This window comes from Parathalassolituus penaei (genome assembly GCF_026626885.1).
Taxonomy (GTDB): domain Bacteria; phylum Pseudomonadota; class Gammaproteobacteria; order Pseudomonadales; family Oceanobacteraceae; genus Oceanobacter; species Oceanobacter penaei.
The window spans coordinates 162,643-182,014 of the sequence record NZ_JAPNOA010000018.1 but is presented as its reverse complement, the minus strand read 5'-3'; the positions used below and the strand labels follow the sequence as shown (position 1 = coordinate 182,014).

The 19,372-nt window shown below is 53.9% G+C and carries 17 protein-coding genes and 4 tRNA genes; 11 read left to right on the top strand and 10 right to left on the bottom strand.

Annotation, left to right across the window (positions count from 1 at the left end; translation table 11 throughout):
- Nucleotides 1-36 precede the first annotated feature (36 nt).
- Entirely contained in the window at nt 37-1,758 is a 1,722-nt protein-coding gene (locus OUO13_RS05500) for a sugar phosphorylase (RefSeq protein ID WP_283172850.1), read from the bottom strand.
- Between the two features lie 737 nt (nt 1,759-2,495).
- Here OUO13_RS05500 and OUO13_RS05495 point away from each other — a divergent pair.
- On the top strand, nt 2,496-3,485 hold the full coding sequence (locus tag OUO13_RS05495) for a permease (protein WP_283172849.1): 990 nt from the start codon (nt 2,496-2,498) through the stop codon (nt 3,483-3,485).
- Nucleotides 3,486-4,234: 749 nt separating this feature from the next.
- Here OUO13_RS05495 and OUO13_RS05490 read toward each other — a convergent pair.
- The 3 genes from OUO13_RS05490 to zwf all read right to left on the bottom strand — a co-directional run bounded on the left by OUO13_RS05490 (nt 4,235) and on the right by zwf (nt 7,437).
- Nucleotides 4,235-4,654 carry a hypothetical protein gene (locus OUO13_RS05490; protein WP_283172848.1) on the bottom strand — a complete coding sequence of 140 codons (420 nt, stop codon included), beginning with the start codon at nt 4,652-4,654 and terminating at the stop codon, nt 4,235-4,237.
- A 606-nt stretch (nt 4,655-5,260) separates the two neighbouring features.
- Nucleotides 5,261-5,962 (bottom strand): 6-phosphogluconolactonase, encoded by a 702-nt coding sequence (gene pgl, locus OUO13_RS05485; protein WP_283172847.1) that lies wholly within the window; start codon nt 5,960-5,962, stop codon nt 5,261-5,263.
- A gap of 17 nt (nt 5,963-5,979) precedes the next feature.
- Complete coding sequence (zwf, locus tag OUO13_RS05480; protein ID WP_283172846.1) at nt 5,980-7,437, bottom strand: glucose-6-phosphate dehydrogenase; 1,458 nt, start codon at nt 7,435-7,437, stop codon at nt 5,980-5,982.
- A 301-nt stretch (nt 7,438-7,738) separates the two neighbouring features.
- Here zwf and galU point away from each other — a divergent pair, with 301 nt between their 5' ends.
- The 5 genes from galU to OUO13_RS05455 all read left to right on the top strand — a co-directional run bounded on the left by galU (nt 7,739) and on the right by OUO13_RS05455 (nt 10,023).
- The gene (gene galU / locus OUO13_RS05475; RefSeq protein WP_283172845.1) at nt 7,739-8,575 is read left to right on the top strand and encodes a UTP--glucose-1-phosphate uridylyltransferase GalU; all 837 of its coding nucleotides are present in this window, start codon (nt 7,739-7,741) and stop codon (nt 8,573-8,575) included.
- Nucleotides 8,576-8,581: 6 nt separating this feature from the next.
- Entirely contained in the window at nt 8,582-9,382 is an 801-nt protein-coding gene (locus OUO13_RS05470; protein ID WP_283172844.1) for a phosphohexomutase domain-containing protein, read from the top strand.
- 79 nt (nt 9,383-9,461) lie between these two features.
- Nucleotides 9,462-9,537: transfer RNA gene (locus OUO13_RS05465), tRNA-Asn, on the top strand.
- A 14-nt stretch (nt 9,538-9,551) separates the two neighbouring features.
- A tRNA-Pro gene (locus OUO13_RS05460) sits at nt 9,552-9,628 on the top strand.
- Nucleotides 9,629-9,762: 134 nt separating this feature from the next.
- Nucleotides 9,763-10,023, top strand: coding sequence for a hypothetical protein (locus tag OUO13_RS05455; protein WP_283172843.1), 261 nt, complete (start codon nt 9,763-9,765; stop codon nt 10,021-10,023).
- Nucleotides 10,024-10,118: 95 nt separating this feature from the next.
- Here OUO13_RS05455 and bamJ read toward each other — a convergent pair whose 3' ends face one another.
- The gene (bamJ, locus tag OUO13_RS05450; RefSeq protein WP_283172842.1) at nt 10,119-10,811 is read right to left on the bottom strand and encodes a BamJ family beta-barrel-assembly machinery protein; all 693 of its coding nucleotides are present in this window, start codon (nt 10,809-10,811) and stop codon (nt 10,119-10,121) included.
- Nucleotides 10,812-10,893: 82 nt separating this feature from the next.
- Nucleotides 10,894-11,127, bottom strand: coding sequence for a hypothetical protein (locus OUO13_RS05445; RefSeq protein ID WP_283172841.1), 234 nt, complete (start codon nt 11,125-11,127; stop codon nt 10,894-10,896).
- Nucleotides 11,128-11,352: 225 nt separating this feature from the next.
- On the opposite strand from OUO13_RS05445, the gene OUO13_RS05440 reads away from it, so the two are divergent.
- Both OUO13_RS05440 and OUO13_RS05435 read left to right on the top strand, forming a co-directional pair.
- A tRNA-Met gene (locus OUO13_RS05440) sits at nt 11,353-11,429 on the top strand.
- 23 nt (nt 11,430-11,452) lie between these two features.
- Nucleotides 11,453-11,529, top strand: a tRNA-Met gene (locus tag OUO13_RS05435).
- Nucleotides 11,530-11,647: 118 nt separating this feature from the next.
- Here OUO13_RS05435 and pdxH read toward each other — a convergent pair.
- The gene (gene pdxH / locus OUO13_RS05430; RefSeq protein ID WP_283172840.1) at nt 11,648-12,289 is read right to left on the bottom strand and encodes a pyridoxamine 5'-phosphate oxidase; all 642 of its coding nucleotides are present in this window, start codon (nt 12,287-12,289) and stop codon (nt 11,648-11,650) included.
- Between the two features lie 136 nt (nt 12,290-12,425).
- Between pdxH and OUO13_RS05425 the strand changes: the two genes are divergently transcribed.
- Nucleotides 12,426-12,872 (top strand): RDD family protein, encoded by a 447-nt coding sequence (locus tag OUO13_RS05425; RefSeq protein ID WP_283172839.1) that lies wholly within the window; start codon nt 12,426-12,428, stop codon nt 12,870-12,872.
- Nucleotides 12,873-12,887: 15 nt separating this feature from the next.
- Here OUO13_RS05425 and lptG read toward each other — a convergent pair whose 3' ends face one another.
- Nucleotides 12,888-13,952: an LPS export ABC transporter permease LptG gene (gene lptG / locus OUO13_RS05420; RefSeq protein ID WP_283172838.1), complete on the bottom strand. Its 1,065-nt coding sequence runs from the start codon at nt 13,950-13,952 to the stop codon at nt 12,888-12,890.
- On the bottom strand, nt 13,949-15,016 hold the full coding sequence (lptF, locus tag OUO13_RS05415) for an LPS export ABC transporter permease LptF (RefSeq protein WP_283172837.1): 1,068 nt from the start codon (nt 15,014-15,016) through the stop codon (nt 13,949-13,951). Before lptF ends, lptG begins: the two co-directional genes overlap by 4 nt.
- A gap of 175 nt (nt 15,017-15,191) precedes the next feature.
- On the opposite strand from lptF, the gene OUO13_RS05410 reads away from it, so the two are divergent.
- Complete coding sequence (locus OUO13_RS05410; RefSeq protein WP_283172836.1) at nt 15,192-16,661, top strand: leucyl aminopeptidase; 1,470 nt, start codon at nt 15,192-15,194, stop codon at nt 16,659-16,661.
- Nucleotides 16,662-17,073: 412 nt separating this feature from the next.
- Here OUO13_RS05410 and OUO13_RS05405 read toward each other — a convergent pair whose 3' ends face one another.
- Nucleotides 17,074-17,952 (bottom strand): LysR family transcriptional regulator, encoded by an 879-nt coding sequence (locus tag OUO13_RS05405; protein ID WP_283172909.1) that lies wholly within the window; start codon nt 17,950-17,952, stop codon nt 17,074-17,076.
- Nucleotides 17,953-18,070: 118 nt separating this feature from the next.
- Here OUO13_RS05405 and OUO13_RS05400 point away from each other — a divergent pair, with 118 nt between their 5' ends.
- Nucleotides 18,071-19,291, top strand: a complete 1,221-nt coding sequence (locus OUO13_RS05400; protein WP_283172835.1) for an MFS transporter — start codon at nt 18,071-18,073, stop codon at nt 19,289-19,291.
- The last annotated feature ends 81 nt before the right edge of the window (nt 19,292-19,372 follow it).

The window sequence follows — 19,372 nt, the reverse complement described above, 5'->3', positions numbered from 1 at the left end:
GGTCCCTGTGGCCGGGGCCTTTCTTCAAAACGCGTATCAGGTCGTTAACCACACGGCCTGATACGGCGCCAAAGTTAACACACAACCCAGACGCCACTCGCCGGTTGGTTCCAGAAGATCCCGCAACCCCAACGTCAGAAACCCGAGCGCTGCCAACGGCAAGTCGAGCGGCCGGTCGGTGACGTTATGAATCGCATGAATCACCTGCCCGGATGTGTCGTCGACCCGCTTGAAAATAAACAGGTCCGAGTTGATTCGAATAACTTCCTGACGGGCATCCGGGTGGAACGCTGGCTGCTGACGCCTGCAAACCAGCATACGCGCCAGCGTGGCGAACACTTCTGCCTGCGGCGTCACCGGATTATCCAACAGCTGTTCGAGTTCATCCGCTGGCCATACACGGCGGTTGATCGAACGGGTGCGCCCGGTTTGTTCAACTCTGGCCAGATCATTGGGGCTGGCCGTCAGGCTGTGAATGTACATGGCCGGAATCCCCTGCATCGCCAGCATGATGGCCTGTGAGCAGAGGAAGCGTGGCACCTGCAAATGATCGAGACCACGGCGAGTCCCCATACAGGCATCAAACAGACTGATGTTGATTTCATACGGGCTCTGCGAGCCGTCCGGATTGGCTTTCATACTTACAAAACCACCAAACCGGTGCATGCAGTCAATCAGGTCCGTTACTTCGTGGGCAGGCAACAGTCCCTCAACCGGTCGAACCCCGATGCCATCATGGGAAGCGGTAAAATTGAGATAGGTGCAGCCGCCAGGCAAGGCCGGAATCCGCGCCGCCCAATCGGTCAGATAATCCGATTTGCCACGATTCAGAGCATGCAACACCAGCGGTGGCAAACCAAACTGGTAAACCATATGGGCTTCATCACCCTGACCGAAATAACTGAGATTTTCCGCCACCGGCACGTTGGTTTCGGTAATCAGCACCACATCCGGAGCGACCCGCTCCAGCACATCGCGCAGCAGCTTCACCACTTCGTGGGTTTCCGGCAAATGCACACAGGGCGTACCAACCCGTTTCCACAAAAAGGCAATGGCATCGAGGCGGATAAAACGCGCGCCGCGCTCTACGTACAACAGCAGGATCTGCACAAACTCCAGCAGCACTCTCGGATTGGCAAAATTGAGATCAATCTGGTCTTCACTGAAGGTAGCCCAAACGTGGCGAACACCACGATGAGTATGCACAGGGGTCAGCAGTGGCGTATTGCGTGGCCGCGTCACGCCTGACACATCGGTGGAAGGATCCATCTCGATAAAATAGTCACACCATGGCTCCCGATTGGCGACAAAATCAGCAAACCAGAGACTTTCCCGTGAACAATGATTGATGACCAGATCGACCATCAGGCCATAACTGGCCGCCAGCCGCTCGATATCCTCCCAGCCCCCCAGCTCCGGGTTGACCTGACGATAATCAATCACGGAAAAACCGTCGTCGGAACTGAATGGAAAAAATGGCAGTATGTGTACGGAACTGAATAACCCCGCAGCCCGCCTTTCCAAAAACCCCGCCAGCGTTTGCAGAGGTGTTTCCTGAGGCAGTTGCAAGCTGTTGCCGTAGCTGATCAGGATCACATCGTCTTCTGACCAGCGCGCCAGCCTCGGCAAACGACTACTACTGCGATTATCACAGAAGGCCTGACAGCAGCGCTCAATGTCGGCCGCCAAGGCTTCTGCTGTTGCAGGTGAAGGGTAAATACGTTGCAGTCGTTCGATCATCCGTGTGATCCCGGTCATGTGTACTCCAGTCTGGCCTGAACAGTGAATCTGTTGGTTGCCAGTTCTGTGCCGCTCCGGTCTGGATGACTAACTGTTGATCAATAAACGGACATCTGGCCACTACAGGCTGAATCGCAGCAAAATATCCGGGCTGAAATCCGCACCCTTACAAGGCATCAAGAACCATGAAAGCACTATAACTTGGCATAACTTTTAAGGACACTCGGAAGAATTCGACTTAGAAATCCCCCGAATAATCAGCATATAGGCTTTCCCTGACTCTGAGTGCGACATCCATATCGTATTGTCCCCCATGACAATCGCAGCAATGGCTTCAAAAATGATAAGTGTTATCATCTGTATTTCAAACTACTGAGGGTGTATTCGTGGAAAATGAATCAACGTCTTGCCATTCCAGTGGGTGTGGATGTCATTCCGCCGACGATGCTGGTGACAACATAAGAAGTAGGCATGAGACGAATGATGACGCACTGCTGTTTGTTGATGAATGCCGTATTGCACCATCAGCTGGAGATGTGGTTGGCCTACCTCCACGACCGTCAAGCTGTTGCAGCACATCTGAGTCGGTCACTACATCGAGCAGTTGTGGCATGCCCACAGTGGCGGAAAAATCGGATTGCTGTGGTTCATCAACGACACAGTCAAGCTGCAGCAGTGCTGCGGCATCGTCGTGTTGTGATTCAAGAAACGATACTGATGGTTGTTGCGAGCCCGCCAAAGGGCATGACTGGCTGATGATATTGACGGGCGCTTTTGTGGTGGCCGGTTATGCCAGTCATTGGTTGCTGGGTGATATTGGCCCAGCCTGGTTGCAAACGATTTCTCACACCTCTTTCGAGATGGTAAACGCCATGTGGTGGGGCGTCATATCCGCGGCGCTGTTTGTCGGCTTACTGGGGCGTATTCCTCGTGAACTGGTGATGTCGCTGCTGGGGCGCGGTGGCAGCAAGCGTGGCGTGTTACGTGCAACTATCGCTGGCTTGTTACTGGATCTGTGTAACCACGGCATTCTGATGGTGGCCATGAAGCTGTACGAGCGTGGTGCTAGCCTAGGGCAGGTGATGGCGTTCCTGATAGCCAGTCCGTGGAACTCCATTACTCTGACACTGATTCTGGTGGGATTGATCGGCTGGCAATGGACTCTGGCATTTATCGCAGGGTCGCTGGTTATCGCCTGGATCAGCGGCTGGATTTTTGAAGTGCTGGTTGCTCGAGGCACCTTGCCAGCCAATCCGTGGCAGGCGGATTATCAGGAAGTGGCGATGTGGCCAATTATGAAAAATACCTGGCGTGATCACGACTGGTCGGTGCCAGCTCTGGCCAGAATGTTCTGGCAAGGTCTGAAAGAAAGCCGCAGCGTGCTGCGCTGGGTATTTCTCGGAGTGGTGATGGTGGCTCTGGTGCGGGCGTTTGTATCCACGGAAGACTTTGGTGTGTGGTTTGGCGCCAGTATTTCCGGGTTGTTCCTGACGTTATTGGCGACTACTCTGATCGAGGTTTGCTCGGAAGGCTCCAGCCCGATTGCCGCCGATCTGGTGACCCGCGCTGCGGCGCCGGGGAATGCCTTTGTGTTTCTGATGGCAGGGGCTGCTACTGACTACACCGAGGTGATGGCACTGAAAGAAACCACCGGAAGCTGGAAAATTTCCCTGTTCCTGCCGCTTGTGACGGTACCGCAGGTGCTTTTTCTGGGGTGGATCATGAACAGTGTGGGTGTTCATTGATTCAGGGACACTCGGCATAACTCTGCACAGCTCTGGCGCCTGCTTCGCCCTGCATCCATGCAGCTGTGTGTAAAAGGCGCAACGCGTGTGAGCAAGGCGATGAACGCAGCGAAAGACGAGTCCGCATGGCCGAGTCAGTTGCAAATTCGTCAACACCGATAAAACGCGCCCTTTGACGTTTTCGGGATGGTGACGACTTTAGAGGTAGCATCCAGGATTTAGGGACCCTCTGAATAACTCGGTGCCCGCTCTGGCTTATCGGGATGGTGATGAATCACGAAGCCGGTTTGATGGCATAGCGGGCTACGTCGAAAACCGGCGACACCGAGTCATCGCCATCCCGAAAGCCCCGAAGGGCGCGGGCTGCAGCGTGTTTGAGCGGTGTTGACGAACTTGAAAAGGACTCGTCATTTCGCTGCGTTCGTCGCCTTGCTCACACGCGCTGCAGCACTCGCGCAGAGCTGTGCAGAGTTATTCAGAGTGTCCTTAGATGTAAGAGCCATCAAACCGGCTTCGTGATTCATCACCATCCCGACCAATCAGAGCGGACACTGGGTTATTCTGAGGGTCCTTAGCGTTGGAATAAAAGAGATGAAATGCTGCGATGCAGGTGCTTGATTTCTCAAATCTCTGGCAAAAATCCCACTCAGGGATCGTTCCGTAGCATAACAGATACTGAATAAGTGATGGCTATTTCGAGTGGTATTTCAACTTCCATATCTGTAAATACAGCTATTGTTTCGTTTGATTTATGGCTGACCGAGCATGTATGTGCAAACCAGTTGCCTGACCCAGGTACTGTCGCCTTGCAGGCGTGCGAACTCAAGAACCTGAAAAAGTGGTGTTGGTGCGGTAGCAGCACTGATCGGATCGTTTTCAGAGCGAGCAATAGCCAGTAGTTTTCCAAGGGATTTGCTGGTCAGTACAAACTCGTCCACTGACTCCTGACGATGCAGACCGGTAAAGCGCACATAACCTTCTTCTTGCAGCCATACCAATGCTCCGAGTGCAGCGAGGTGGCGATTGCTGTGCAAGCCGAAGTCATCACGATCATCAGGACCGCTGATGTCCTCAATAAATAATGTCTGAGGCCGCGGAAAGCTGCGAAAACCAGTAAGAAGGATAGTGGCACAATCCTTGAAAAAATCATCGATATGTACGTCTAACATAGATTCCGACTATCAGTTGTTTATCCAGAATGGGCATTTCTGAATCTGGCGGCTAAAAAACAGGCGTATATTTCCATTGTCTTGCTCAAATATCCCGGGCGCGAGGTAAAACACCAAGGGACACTCTGAATAATTCTGCACAACTCTGAGCGCGCTGCAGAACTCGTGCAGAGCTGGACAGAGTTATTCAGAGTGTCCTAAGCAATATCACGTTGCTGGCAGAGACGTCCAGTGACACAGAGTTTCTGGCTGTCACCTGAGGCACCAGGGACACTCTGAATAACTCTGCACAGCTCTCGGCTCTGGCTCCTGCTTCACCCTGCCTCCATGCATCCATGCAGTCGTGCGCGAGTGCTGCAGTGCGTGTGAGCAAGGCCGCGCCATTCAAGGCTTTCGGGATGGTGATGACTTTGTGTTGCGGGCTTTGACATAGCTCCAGTATTTAGCAAGAGGGCCATCAAACCGGATTCGTGATTCATCACCATCCCGATAAGCCAGAGCGGTACCGAGTTATTCAGAGGGTCCCTCGTACAACGCCTGTGGCAGACCAGATGCCTCGTCCACAATCCAGGTATTTTTTCGTTACTATCACTATCTCATGGGAGCTTATTCGGTACGGTAAACCGCCAGTGATACCGGATTGTTATCAAGCAAACGACGCACCGGCATGGAACGCCAATCATGCAACTGCACCGTATCGGCTGCGCGCTGGAACACCTGCCATTTGGTAGCGCCTTCAAAATGCAAGAACAGGCGCTGACACTGGCTCAACATCGCCCAGGTCAGCGTCATACGGTTATGTTCCGGCGCACCATCCATCACAGGACAGCACCAAGCCGAACCAGCTTCATCCAGACTGACATCCAGCGCACTGGAGTTCGGGAACCAGGAGGCTGTGTGACCATCTTCCCCCATCCCCAACACGGCCACGTCCAGACGGGTAATTTGTTCGTGCAGACGGTTTTCACACTCCATAAAACCGGCGGCGGGTGTGGCTGCACGGTTCTTCAATGGCAGGAAATAAGCGCTGCGCGCCTTGTCACGCAACAAATACTCCCGCACCAGCGCAGCATTACTGGCTAAATGATCTTCATCCACCCAGCGCTCATCCACCAAAGTAACCAAAATTTTCGACCAGGGCAGATCACGAGACGACAACTCCCTCAGAAACGCAACAGGCGTTCGCCCACCACTGACGGCCAGACAAGCCCGCCCCTTTTCCTCAATCCGTCGCTGCAAGGCGCCCCCCACGGCGTCGGCCAGCTGACGAGCCAGTACATCAGACGTTGCAAAACAATTATCGCTCATGATTTTCATCCTGGTTGTTAGCTGTTTTCCACCCACAGGCGGCCATCTCTGGCTAGAAGCAAAGTCGATGCCGCCGGCCCCCAGGTACCTGCGGTATAAGGCTCGGGACGCAAATCTACTTCTTTCCAGTGCTCCAGAATCGGGTCAACCCACCGCCAGGCCTCCAGCAGTTCGTCGTTACGCAGGAACAGCGTGGCGTTACCACTAAGCGCATCAAATAACAAACGCTCGTATGCTTCAGGTACTCGCGCTTTCCGATGATTAGCCGGATTCAGCGACAGGTTCATTGGCCTCACACTCATACCAGGCCCAACCCGCTTTTCACATAACATCAAACGCACACCTTCATCCGGTTGCAAACGGAACACCAACCTGTTGGCCATGGTGCTTTTGTGTTGCAACGGGAAAATCGAGTGCGGAATTTCCTTGAAGGTCACCACAATTTCACAGGCCCTTTCCGCAAGACGTTTGCCAGTACGCAGATAAAAAGGCACACCTGCCCAGCGCCAGTTTTCGATTTCAACGCGTGCAGCCACGAAGGTTTCAGTATTACTTTTATGATGCACTCCCGGCTCATCCCGGTATGGCGGTACCGGTTTGCCTTCGGACACACCGGCATCGTACTGACCACGTACGACATTGCGGTTAATGGCATCCCCCACAATCGGCTTCAGCGCTTTTAGCACTTTCACCTTTTCATCGCGAACCGCATCGGTTTCAAGACGCGCCGGCGGCTCCATTGCCACGATACACAGAAGCTGCAGCAAGTGGTTCTGGAACATATCGCGCATTGCGCCAACCTGCTCGTAAAAGCCCGCGCGTTTTTCAACACCAAGCGACTCGGCAATCGTAATCTCGATGTGGTCAATAAAGTGCTGGTTCCACTGACTCTCAAACAGCGAGTTGGCAAAGCGCAACACCAGCAGGTTCTGGACGGTTTCCTTACCCAGATAATGATCAATACGAAAAATCCGCGACTCCGGGAAAAACTGTCCCACCGATTCATTGATGGCACGGGCTGATTCAAGATCGTGGCCAATCGGCTTTTCCAGCACCACCCGGGTGTTATCACCAATCAGACCAGCTTCTTCCAGACCACGGCATACCGGTGTGTACAAATCCGATCCGGTGGCCAGATAACACATCCGGTTCACATCCACTGGCGCCAGCATAGCCTTGAGAATCTGGTATTGGGCCAGATCACTGATATCCATGGTCAGACAGCTCAGCAAGGCTGAAAACTCCTGCCAGGTTTTTTCTTCCAGATATTCCGACGACACATGAGTACGCAAGGCTGAACGTACAACATCCAGAAATGCCTTGTGATCCAGCGCCTGACGGGTGATAGAGATAATACGCCCCTCCGGCAGACGACCATCGCGATACAGCAGATATAACGCTGGCAATAACTTCCGCTGAGCCAGATCACCAAGACCTCCAAACAACACAAGCTCAAACGGGGACTGGATATTCATATTCACCTCGGTTACGACGACTGGCGTCGATCAACTTTTACACCCTTTTCACTACAGTATAGGCATGTCATCTGGTTGGCTTCAGAGCCCTGGAATTGAACGCCCGGCATGCAATGTGCTTTTTCACACTTAGTCTGCCGAATTCTTCCGTAGATTGCAGATCACCATGTCGCTGAACCATTTACAAAGAGAAACAGTTGCGACATTCTGTGCCGCGGCTTTGTGATCACCCTCACAATTGACAATTTTCCGAGTGGCATACTCGGATTTGATGCACACCTACTTGCAAGGATTGACAAACATGGTTCGTAAAGTTCTGTTCCCGGTTGCTGGTTATGGCACTCGTTTTTTGCCAGCCACCAAAGCCATGCCAAAAGAAATGCTGCCAATCGTGAACAAACCACTGGTTCAGTACGGCGCCGAGGAAGCTCACGAGGCAGGTATGCACTTCATGGGATTCATCACCGGTCGTGGCAAACGTGCCATCGCTGACCACTTTGATATCAGCTATGAGCTGGAGCACCAAATCAAAGGTACCAGCAAGGAAGAACTGATCTCCTGCATTCGTACCCTGATGAATGAAAACACTTTCGCCTACACCCGTCAGAGCGAAATGAAAGGGTTAGGGCACGCCATCCTGACCGGCAAATACCTGATGGGCGACGAGCCTTTTGGTGTAGTACTGGCTGACGACCTGTGCGTTGTTGAAGACGGCGACATCGGCGTTCTGGCTCAAATGGTCCAGATTCACGAAAAATACGGTTGTTCAGTGGTAGCTGTCCAGGAAGTTCCGATGGACACTATCGACAAATACGGTGTAATAGCCGGTGAACAAATTGAAGAAGGCGTTTACCGTGTCAGCACCATGGTAGAAAAGCCAAAGAAAGATGCAGCGCCCAGCAATCTGGCCATTATTGGCCGCTATGTACTGACTCCGGATATTTTCGCCAAGATCGAAGAAACCGGCGCTGGTATCAACGGCGAAATCCAGATTACCGATGCCCTGCTGAAACAGGCTCAGGAAGGTCGCGTAATTGCTTACAAGTTCCGTGGCAAGCGTTTTGACTGCGGCAGCATTGATGGTTTCGTTGAAGCCACCAACTACGTGTACAACAACATCTTCAAGAAGAAAGGTTGATGGTTGATGGGGGATTTTCTCGCTTGCTTCAGACAACAGCTGGTCTTCGGAAAAATCCCCACCCAACTCAACGACGATCTGTTGTACCGGATCGGTCGTAGCATCGCCCAGACAATGACCACCAATCTGGTGGTCATTGGTCGCGACACCCGCCCCACCAGTGAAAGCCTCAGCCACTCCGCCAGCCGCGGAGTAATGGACGCAGGTTGCCACATAATCAACATTGGCGTCGCCAGCCCCGACGAACTGGCATTTGCCATTCGAACCCTGGGTGCCGATGCAGCAATCTTGATCGGTGCTGAAGAACAGGCCCACGACATTAATGGCCTGCATGTCATGCTTGGCAACGGTCAGTTTCTGACCGACGAGTCCGTCTGGCAAAACATTGAATACCTGGCAGCCATCCAGAACTTCAATAAATGCAGCAAACCTGGCGGCAATCGCCGGACATCCGTTCGACAGCAATGGCTGGATGAATTGCTGAATACCTCATCCAGATCAATTCAGCCTCTGCGCCTTCACTGCCTGGGTGAACACAGTGTGATTCAGCACCAACTGGCCGATCTTGCTCCACGCCTGAACCTCCAGCTGAGTAACAGCTCCCAGACCGATCTGGCTGATTGGCAGCAGGGCATCATGCCTGCTCTTCCGGATAACGCCGACCTGATTATTACCTGCAATGCTTACCATCAAGGCTTCACACAGATCGACCACAATGGCACGATCATAAACAGCCAACCCGCTGGATTGGCAGCCCTGCTGTCGTTGATTCAGAACTGTGATAACGGGCTGCAACAACTGGCCTGAAATTTTTAAATTTTTTTGAAATATTGTATTGACAGGGAAATCCCCCAAGCGTAATATTAGCGCCGTTGTTGAGAGACATTCCCCGATAGCTCAGTCGGTAGAGCAGCGGACTGTTAATCCGTTGGTCGCTGGTTCAAGTCCAGCTCGGGGAGCCATCTCACAATATGTTCGGGGTATAGCGCAGTCTGGTAGCGCGCCTGGTTTGGGACCAGGATGTCGGGAGTTCGAATCTCTCTACCCCGACCACTCTTCTTGCACTACTTTCAGAAACAACCCTCCACGCAGATCCTTAAAAGCTTTCACATCGAAACTTTTTATTCACCTGATCAGCATTTTGCATTAGTCTCCATACCTGCACTTTAATCAAGCCAGGAAGACTGATGAGTTATTTTTCCCAACACATTCAATACCCTATCACCTGTCCAGCCTGTTTGCGAAACACCGCACTCAACTTGTCATACCTGCTTGGGCAGACCACCATCAACTGCCGCCACTGCCAGCAACCTATCAACATCGAACGCCGCATCCAGTCAGCCATGCAACGCACCTGCAACGAACTGGAGACCTACGTCAGCACAACCAGCAAACACGCCCAGATCGCCGATGACGAAGCCGATAGCGCAGCCGCTCGCCAAAACTGATTCCGTTTATTGTTTCCGCTTCACTCGAATCAGCCATATGCAGACATAAAAAAGGGCCGACACAGTCGACCCTTTTCTGATACCGCCAAAATCGATTACTTAACGATTTCCAGCAGTTCCACTTCAAATACCAGCGCGGAGTTAGCCGGGATTTTCGGGCTTGGGCTGCGAGCGCCATAAGCCAGCTCAGCTGGAATGTACAGCTTCCACTTCTCGCCTACTTTCATCAGCTGCAGAGCTTCGGTCCAACCGCGAATAACACCGGACAGAGGGAATTCAGCAGGCTGACCACGCTCCACAGAGCTGTCAAATACAGTGCCATCGATCAGGGTGCCGTGATAGTGAACACGAACCACGTCTTCCAGGCTTGGCTTGGCAGCATCAGCAGCACCAGCAGTGATCACTTCGTACTGCAGACCAGATTCAGTCGTCACAACACCTGGACGCTTGGCGTTTTCAGCCAGGAAGTCGGTGCTGGCCTTGGCAGTTGCATCACTCAGAGCCTGCTGCTTGCGCATCTGCTCTTCACGCACCTTGGCGAAAGCAGCTTCGATAACGCTGTCATCGATCTGCTGCTTGGCACCAGAGATAGCATCTTTGATACCGGCTGCAATGGCATCGGCATTCATTTCAACATCTTCCTGGGACAGCTGACGGCCAATGTTCAGACCCACACCGTAGCTAGCCTGGTCGATATGATTTTCCAACTTCACTGATTCCTCCTGACCACACGCGGCCAATAAAAGAGCACCAACAATAACCAGTGGTGCAGACTTGATAAAACTCATGCTAAATACTCGTGTTGGGTTTAATACGCAGGCGCAACGTTACCGCATGAACATTGCCAATAAAATGGGATCTGTCGGATTTTCAGCAGGCGTAGTGGCCAGATTTTGCCCGCGCATCACACTCACGGCGGACATTGGCACACACCTGAATTTCGGCGGCAGACAAATTGGTGCTCATCTGACAGTGATAATGCTTTTGGCGCAAATCACGATCAGAAACCCCGGCCATATCTCCAGAGCAACCAGATAACCCGGCTACAACCAGAACAAGCAGAAGTTTTTTTACACTGATGTTGAAGACAGTTACGTTGCGCAAAGATTCCCACACCCTGATACATCTGTCCAGTACTCGCTTTCAGGGTAGCAGCTGAGTGTCAACACTCCACCCCAACCTGTAAAAATCACTGACACTTTGATGAAACGCATCAAAAAGTTAATGATTTTCTTCAAAAAATATTTGACAGCTTTCCGACCTGTGGCATAATGCGCGCCACTGAAGCAGCACAGACATCTGAACTGCATCAGATGCGTTACGTGATGTGGCTATGTAGCTCAGCTGGTTAGAGCACAGCATTCATAATGCTGGGGTCACTGGTTCAAGTCCAGTCATAGCTACCACTCTTCAAACGCATACCTTTAGTGGCTATGTAGCTCAGCTGGTTAGAGCACAGCATTCATAATGCTGGGGTCACTGGTTCAAGTCCAGTCATAGCTACCACGAATTCAAAAAAGCCGCTGCAAGCAATTGCAGCGGCTTTTTGTTTTGCGGTGCATTTAAAATCCAGAATCGCCCATTCCAGCAACCTTTGCAGATTGCCGGAATGGTTAACTCCGATTTACGGATTCAAACGCTGGATTTTCCAACTGCCATCGGCCTGACGGCGATATTCCACCCGATCATGCAGACGGTGTTCACCGCCCTGCCAGAATTCAATACGGCTAGGCACCAGACGGAAACCACCCCAATAATCCGGCAGTGGTACTTCCCGATCCTGATATTCGACATTCAGACGCGCAAAACGGGTTTCCAGCTCGGAACGGCTTGCCAGAGGACGACTCTGTTGGGATGCCCAGGCACCCAGCTGGCTTTCGCGTGGACGTGAGTGAAAATAACGTTCAGCCTCTTCACGGCTGACCTTCTCGACCCGCCCCTGAATCTGCACCTGACGCTCCATGGTCATCCAGAAGAAGTGGATGGAAGCATTCGGATTATGATCCAGTTGCTGACCCTTGTTGCTTTCGTAGTTGGTGAAAAACACAAAGCCGTGCTCATCAAACGCCTTCAGCAGCAGGATACGCTGCCACGGCATACCATCGGCATCGATGGAGGCAACGGTCATAACAGTCGGCTCAATCGGACTGGTTCCGCGATACTGCTCAAACCAGGCATTAAACTGCACCACCGGGTGTTCAGCCACCTTGTTTTCATCGAGACGTCCCTGGGTGTATTCCTTGCGAATATCACTGAGATCGACCATTGCTGTTACTCTCCAATCTGAATGTCTGTTAACTGAAAGTCTGATTCTGGACCAATGCAGGGGCACTTTCCTTGATTTACCCCCAGCTCGCCGCTTTCTGCTACCATGCGGGCGTTTTTGTTACGGAAACCGGTACATGTTTGAGCATAACTACCCCACCGCCTCTCTGACCCGCCGTCTCGCCGCCATGGCTTACGATGGTCTGGTATTGCTGGCGTGTTACATCTTCGTTGGCTTTATTCTGGTTGGCATTTCGGCAGCGTTTCACGGTGGTGAACCGCCAGGCGCATTTTCAGCCGCCGCAAACATGTCGCTGATGTTCTGTATCAGCTTTTTTTACTACAGCCATTCCTGGCGTCGTGGTGGCCAGACCATCGGCATGAAAGCCTGGCGTATTCGTATCGTGAATGAGAACGGCGACAAACCGTTGCAGGTCAGTCAGTGTATGTTGCGCACTGCTGTGGGTTTCTTTTCCCTACTGGCCGCTGGCCTGGGCTTCTGGTGGATGCTGTTTGACACCCGCCAGCGCACCTGGCACGACATCGCTTCCGTGACCCGAATCGTTTATATCCCTTACAAGTAAGCCTGTACGCCGCGCTCAACCGGCGCGGCGTAACATCACAGCTCCGGCGAAGAAACACGCCAGAATCGGCCCGATACTGGCCCATACCGGTGCAAAACCAAATACGATACTGGCCGGTGCCAACAGCTCTTCCGCGTACTTGTACACCAGCCCCACCAGAATGCCGGAGAAAATCCGGTAACCCGGCGTCACACTGCGCAACGGCCCGAAGATAAAAGAAATCCCCAGGATCACCAGCGCAAACGTACCGAGCGGCTGAGTCACCTTGCGCCAGAATGACAACAGATAGTTGTCAGCATTGAGGCCTTGCTGTTCGAGATAGCGAGTGTAGTTGTACAACGCGCTGACCGACATATCTCGCGGCTGCACCATCACCACACTCAGACTTTCCGGCGTCAGCGCCACATCCCAGCGTAATGAATCACGATGCTCCTTGCGGGTTTCCTCGGCCGTAATGGTCATCTCGGTGATATTTTCCATCTGCCAGCCACCATCGCTGTAGACGGCTTCTTCGGCCCCGACAATACGCTGCAGTTCACGGCCTTCGCTGAATTCGAACAGAGTTACGCCATGCAGCACACCACCAGGCTCAATGGCACTGAAACGCATGAAAGTATTGCCCTCACGATGCCAGTAACCCTTGCCCTTGTTGGACAAGGTATCGCCCTTGCCCATCGCAACTGCTTTTGATGCCTGTGCAATACGCTCCAGTGGCGGCACCACGTATTCGGCAATGGCCATATTCAACAGCATCAGGATCAACATTGGTTTGATTACGGCCAGTGTAATACGGGTAACCGAAATCCCGGCAGCGCGCATCACCGTCAGCTCACTGCTGGCCGCCAGGCTGCCAAGACCTGCCAGACAGCCGATCAGACAGGCCATCGGCAGGTATTCATAAATGCGACGCGGCAGACGGATAAACATAAACAGCAGTGCGTCCATAAACTGGTAATCGCCCTTCAGCTGGTTGAGTTCATCTACCAGCGAGAAAATGGCATCCAGCCCCACAATCACCAGCACCACCACCAAGGTGGCCAGCAGTACCGAACGGGCAATGTAACTGTCGAGACGACTCATAACGCCTTCACCTTACGACGACGATTCCATTCCGGCACCAGCCACAGTCCAAGCCCGATCAGGAAATACACAATATGAAGTGGCCAGAGGCCAATGGAGGACGGCAAACGCCCCTTCTCGATCAAACCTGTCATGGCGATCAGCAGAGAGATGTACACCATATACAGCACAATGGCCGGAAACAGACGCGCAAACCGCCCCTGACGCGGGTTCACACGGGCCAGTGGCACCGCCAGCAGCACCACAATCGGCACCATCAGCAGCATGGAAATACGCCACTGCAGTTGCGCCTGTTGTTTCAGGTCGTCGGAGCCAATCAGATCCAGCGTTGGCACCGCTTCCTTGCGTAACTTGCTGCGTTCCTCCGGTTCATCGGCGATTTTGACGCCGTACAAACCAAAATCGAGGGCCTGAAACGCCAGACTGTCGGGCTCCCAGTCATAACGGCGACCGTTGTGCAGCTCCAGAAAACGCGAACCGGTTTCGTCACTGACATACTGGGTGCCACGCTCGGCCAGCAACAGACTGTTACCGTCAGCGATAAACACCTGGTTCATCTGGGTCTTGTCGTCGGACAGCGACTCGGCATAGGTCACACGATCACCGTTCAGACTCTGGAATCGCCCCGGCGCCAGCAATTCAAACTCGGTCAGCTGTGCCTGCTTGCGGTACAGACCTTCCATCTGTTGTGCGCCCCATGGGCTCAGAAACAGGCTGAAACTGCCGACCACCAGCATCAGGAACAGGGTCGGTGCTCCGGTGTAATACAACAAACGACGCTCGGAAAAACCGGTGGCCGTTAATACCGCCATTTCACTTTCGGCGTGCATACGGCCATACGACAGCAGAATGGAGATAAACAATGCCAGCGGCAGAATCATTTCCAGAAACGAAGGCAGACGCAGAATCAGTGTGAAAAACACGATATCAAGTGAAACCTCACCAGCAGCCGCCGCTGCCAGTTGACGAATCAGCCTGCCGCTCATCAGAATCATCAGCAGCACGATGGTGACGGCAAACAGGGAACCTGCCAGCTCCCTGGCCAGATAACGAAAGATAATCAACGACGCATAACCTTGTAGGGGCAGTTAATCAGAAACCTGCCAGGGACTTGCGGCGGATGCTTCAGGCATCCGGACTTGTAATTCGTAAATTCGGCGGCACATAGTTAAAAAGCCACGTTAAAAAGCCACTGTTCACCAGCTGCATATCAACTGCATTTATCTGCCAGGAGTTTCCATGATTTATCAGGTATCCCAACAATCTGCGACCGCCGTTCAGGCGAGCTGTATTGTGGTCACTATCGACCAGTCAGGCAAGTTGTCTGAGGCCGCCAGCCTCATTGACCAGGCCAGCAATGGTTTCCTCCAGGCTCGTTACGCTGCCGGCGACATCAGTGGCAAAACCGGCGAAACCCTGCTGCTGCCAGCGGTTGCTGGTGTTGCGGCCGAACGCGTGCTGCTGGTCGGTACCGGCAAGGACGCTCTGAAAACCACCACCGCACTGAAAGTGCTGGCGGCTATTGCTTCTGCCACCAGCAAACTGAATGGCACCATCGCGCTGGCGATCAGCAATCTGGCCACCGACACCCTGTCGGAAGGCTGGTTGGCAGAACAAACCGCAATCGCCTTCGGCAACGCCCTGTACCGTTACACCGAAACCAAAGCGAAATCCGAAGAAGCACCCAAGCAGCCGTCTTCTGTGAGCTGGCTGGGCGCTGACGTCAACGCCGATCTGGCGCGCGGTGAAGCCGTTGCAACCGGTATCGCCTTCGCCAAGGAACTGGGTAACCTGCCACCGAACATCTGTACCCCAACCTACCTGGCAGAACAGGCGCTGGCTCTGGCAGCCAACGGTGATCTGGAAACCATCGTTCTGGACGAAGAAGAGCTGGAAAAAATGGGTGCGGGTGCGTTTGTATCCGTCGCCAAGGGTTCCAACGAGCCAGGCAAGATGATCCTGATGCGTTACTTCGGTGCCGACGACAAAGACGCCGCTCCGCATATGATCCTCGGTAAAGGCATCACTTTCGACACCGGCGGTATCAGCATCAAGCCGGGCCTGAAGATGGACGAGATGAAGTACGACATGTGTGGTGCTGCGTCCGTGCTGGGCACCATGAAAGCACTGGTGGCTCTGAAGCCGAAAATCAACGTACTGGGTATGATCACCAGCGCCGAGAACATGCCAGCTGGCCATGCGTCCAAGCCAGGTGACGTGGTGACCAGCCTGTCTGGCAAAACCATCGAAATCCTCAACACCGACGCCGAAGGCCGTCTGGTGCTGTGTGATGCCCTGACCTACGGCATCAACAACTACAAACCTGCTTCTATCGTTGATATCGCTACCCTGACAGGCGCCTGTATGGCCGCTCTGGGTGAGGTGAACTCCGGTCTGTTCACCAACGATGAAACTCTGGCCAGCGAACTGCAATCCGCTGCCAACTACACCAACGACAAGGTATGGCGTCTGCCACTGGAAGAAGAATACCAGGACCTGCTGGATTCCAACTTCGCAGACATGGCCAACATTGGCGGCCCGCTGGCGGGTGCTACCACCGCTGCCTGCTTCCTGTCGCGCTACACCGAAGGTACTCCATGGGCGCACCTGGATATCGCCGGTACTGCATGGCTGGGCGGCGGCAAAGCCAAAGGTTCAACCGGTCGTCCGGTATCCCTGCTGGTGAAATACCTGCTGAACAAGCAATAAGCGGGACGTCGGGCGTCGGGCGTCGGGCCGGGCCGCGTTCGGATCGGACGTCGGACGTCGGACGAGCAGTATCAATTAACACCTGCTTCACCCAGCGTAGCTGGCCACCGTTAATTGCCCATAGGGCGAGCCGGAATTCACCGCAATGGCCGACCCGGCCGGGGCATGGATGCCCCGCCAGACCCGTTGGCACAGGGATGTGCCATCGGGTCGGGGTCGAAATGCCGTTGTCGGTGAAAACCGGAGAAACGAGCCCAGTCGGGCTAAGCAGGGGGACGGCCGCCCGGCCGGGGGACAAGGTACCCCAGGCTGGGCAAGCGCTGCGGCAAAGCAGAAATCCAGTAGTTTCCCCGGATAACGCCCGGCTCTTCCCCGGATAACGCCTCCGGCTCTTCCGGGCTACGACAACCGGTCATTCAACCTTGACGTTCTGCAGCACAAAATCCACAAACGCCTGATTGGCGCGCGACAGATACCCATCCTTGCGCCAGGCGATACACAGATCCAGCCAGATCGGTGGATCAAACGACACCGTCACCAGCTCCGGGTCATTCTCCACCGCCATATTCAGCAGCGTTGATATCGCAAACCCCTGTTTAACGATGGTGCGAATCAGCGGCAGCAGGTTGGTTTCAACGTTGATACGCGGTTCAATACCGGCTTCTTCAGCCATACGATCCAGCACCTTGCGGTGAAAATAGCCTTTGCGGAAGATGACCAGATCCTCGCGTAAAAAATCTTCCACCGGCACCGACGTGCGAGTGGCGAACGGGTGATCGAGCGGCACCACAACCCGCATTTCCTCACGCAGAATCGTGCGGGCCTCGATGTTGTCGGGCACCTCCTCCGCTTCAATGACAGCCAGATCCAGCTCACCTTTCTCCAGCATCTGTTGCAGCTGCCAGGCACCACCCTCGTACACCGAAAACATCAGGTTCGGATACTTGTGCTTGAAGGCCATAATGATCGGCGGAAAGTGATAGGAGCCCAGCATACTGGGCGTGCCCAGCTGCACCACACCACGTTCCAGCCCCCGCAGTTCTTCCATTTCCAGTTCAGCATCGGCCATGGCTTGCAGAATCTTGCCCGCTTGCTGATACAGACGTTCGCCTTCAGTGGTCAGGGAAATCTGCCGCTCATGGCGGTGAAACAGGTTCAACTCCAGCGATTGCTCCAGCCGTTTGACCGCCATACTGACTGCTGGCTGGGCCAGATTCAGGAATTCCGCCGCACGGGTAAAGCTGCCCAGACGTGCCACTTCGTAGAAATACCCCAACGCCTTGAAGTCCATGATCACCTCCGCCAAAGCATCAAAATTTTTGATCACGATTATATTAAACATATATTTTTATGATGATTTTGTCAGGCCTATAGTGCCCACAGATGAACGCGATGTGTGAGTACCAACCATGATTCAATCCGGAAGCCCAGCCTGGTGGCGCATGACACTGGCCTTGTGTCTGGCCTCGTTTATGGTGTTTTCCAACCTCTACGTAACCCAGCCGCTGCTGCCCATGTTAGCCCGCGAATTTGGCGTTACGCCGCTGCAAGCCAGCTACAGTTTTACCGTGTCGACCATGGCGCTGGGGGTATCCCTGCTGATCTACGGACCACTGTCCGATGCCATTGGCCGTCGCTGGTTGATGATTGGCAGCATGCTGGGTGTGGTGCTGTGCACCGTAGCGCTGAGTCAGGTTCAGGACTACAACCACCTGCTGTTGTGGCGCGCCCTGCAAGGCCTGTGTCTGGGTGGCTTGCCAGCCATGGCACTGGCCTACATGGCCGATGAGTTCGAACCACCAGCCCTGTTGTCGGCCGTCGGTCTGTACATTGCGGCCAACTCCCTCGGTGGCATTGGTGGTCGTCTGATTGGTGGTTTTGCCGGTGAATATCTGGGCTGGAGCAATGCGTTTCTGGCCATTGGCGCCCTCGGCCTGACCCTATGGCTGGTGGTGTTCTGGTTGCTACCCACCCCGCAAGGGTTCAAGCCACGCCCGTTGCATCCGGCATCGATGGCCCGCGACCTCGGTATGCACTTGCGTACGCCACGCTTGTTGATTGCCTACCTGATTGGTGGCCTGAACTTCATGATTTTTGTAAACCAGTACAGCTTTATTACCTTCGTGCTGGAAGCCGATCCGTGGAACCTGTCGGCCAGCTGGCTCGGCATGCTGTTCCTGACCTATCTGACCGGCACCGTGGGTTCCAGCCTGTCCGGCCGTATGGGCAACCGCTTTGGCCAACCACAATGTATGGTGGCAGGCAGCCTGTTGCTGATGGTGGGCACTCTGGTCACCCTGACCCCGTGGCTGCCGACCATTATCCTCGGCTTCTTTATCAACTCATTCGGGTTCTTCTTTACCCACTCCACCGCCAGCGCCTGGGTCAGCCGCAATGCGACTCATGCAAAGGCCAGTGCCAGCTCGCTCTATCTGGTGTTCTATTACACCGGTGCCAGTGTCGGTGGCCTGTACCTGAACCAGTTCTGGCAGTGGCAACACTGGCAAGGTGTGGTGATGGGGTCACTGCTGGTGCTGGCAACCACCGCTTTCCTCGGCTGGCAATTGCTGCTGATGCGCAAACGCGAACAGTCTGTTGTGATGAAAAACGCCGGTATGGAAGCGGCCTGATCTTTTGACGCGCTTAAACAGGGGGTTGTCAGCAGCTCTGTCAACAAGTGTCTGATATGCTCAGGCCATCGAGTTGTGGAG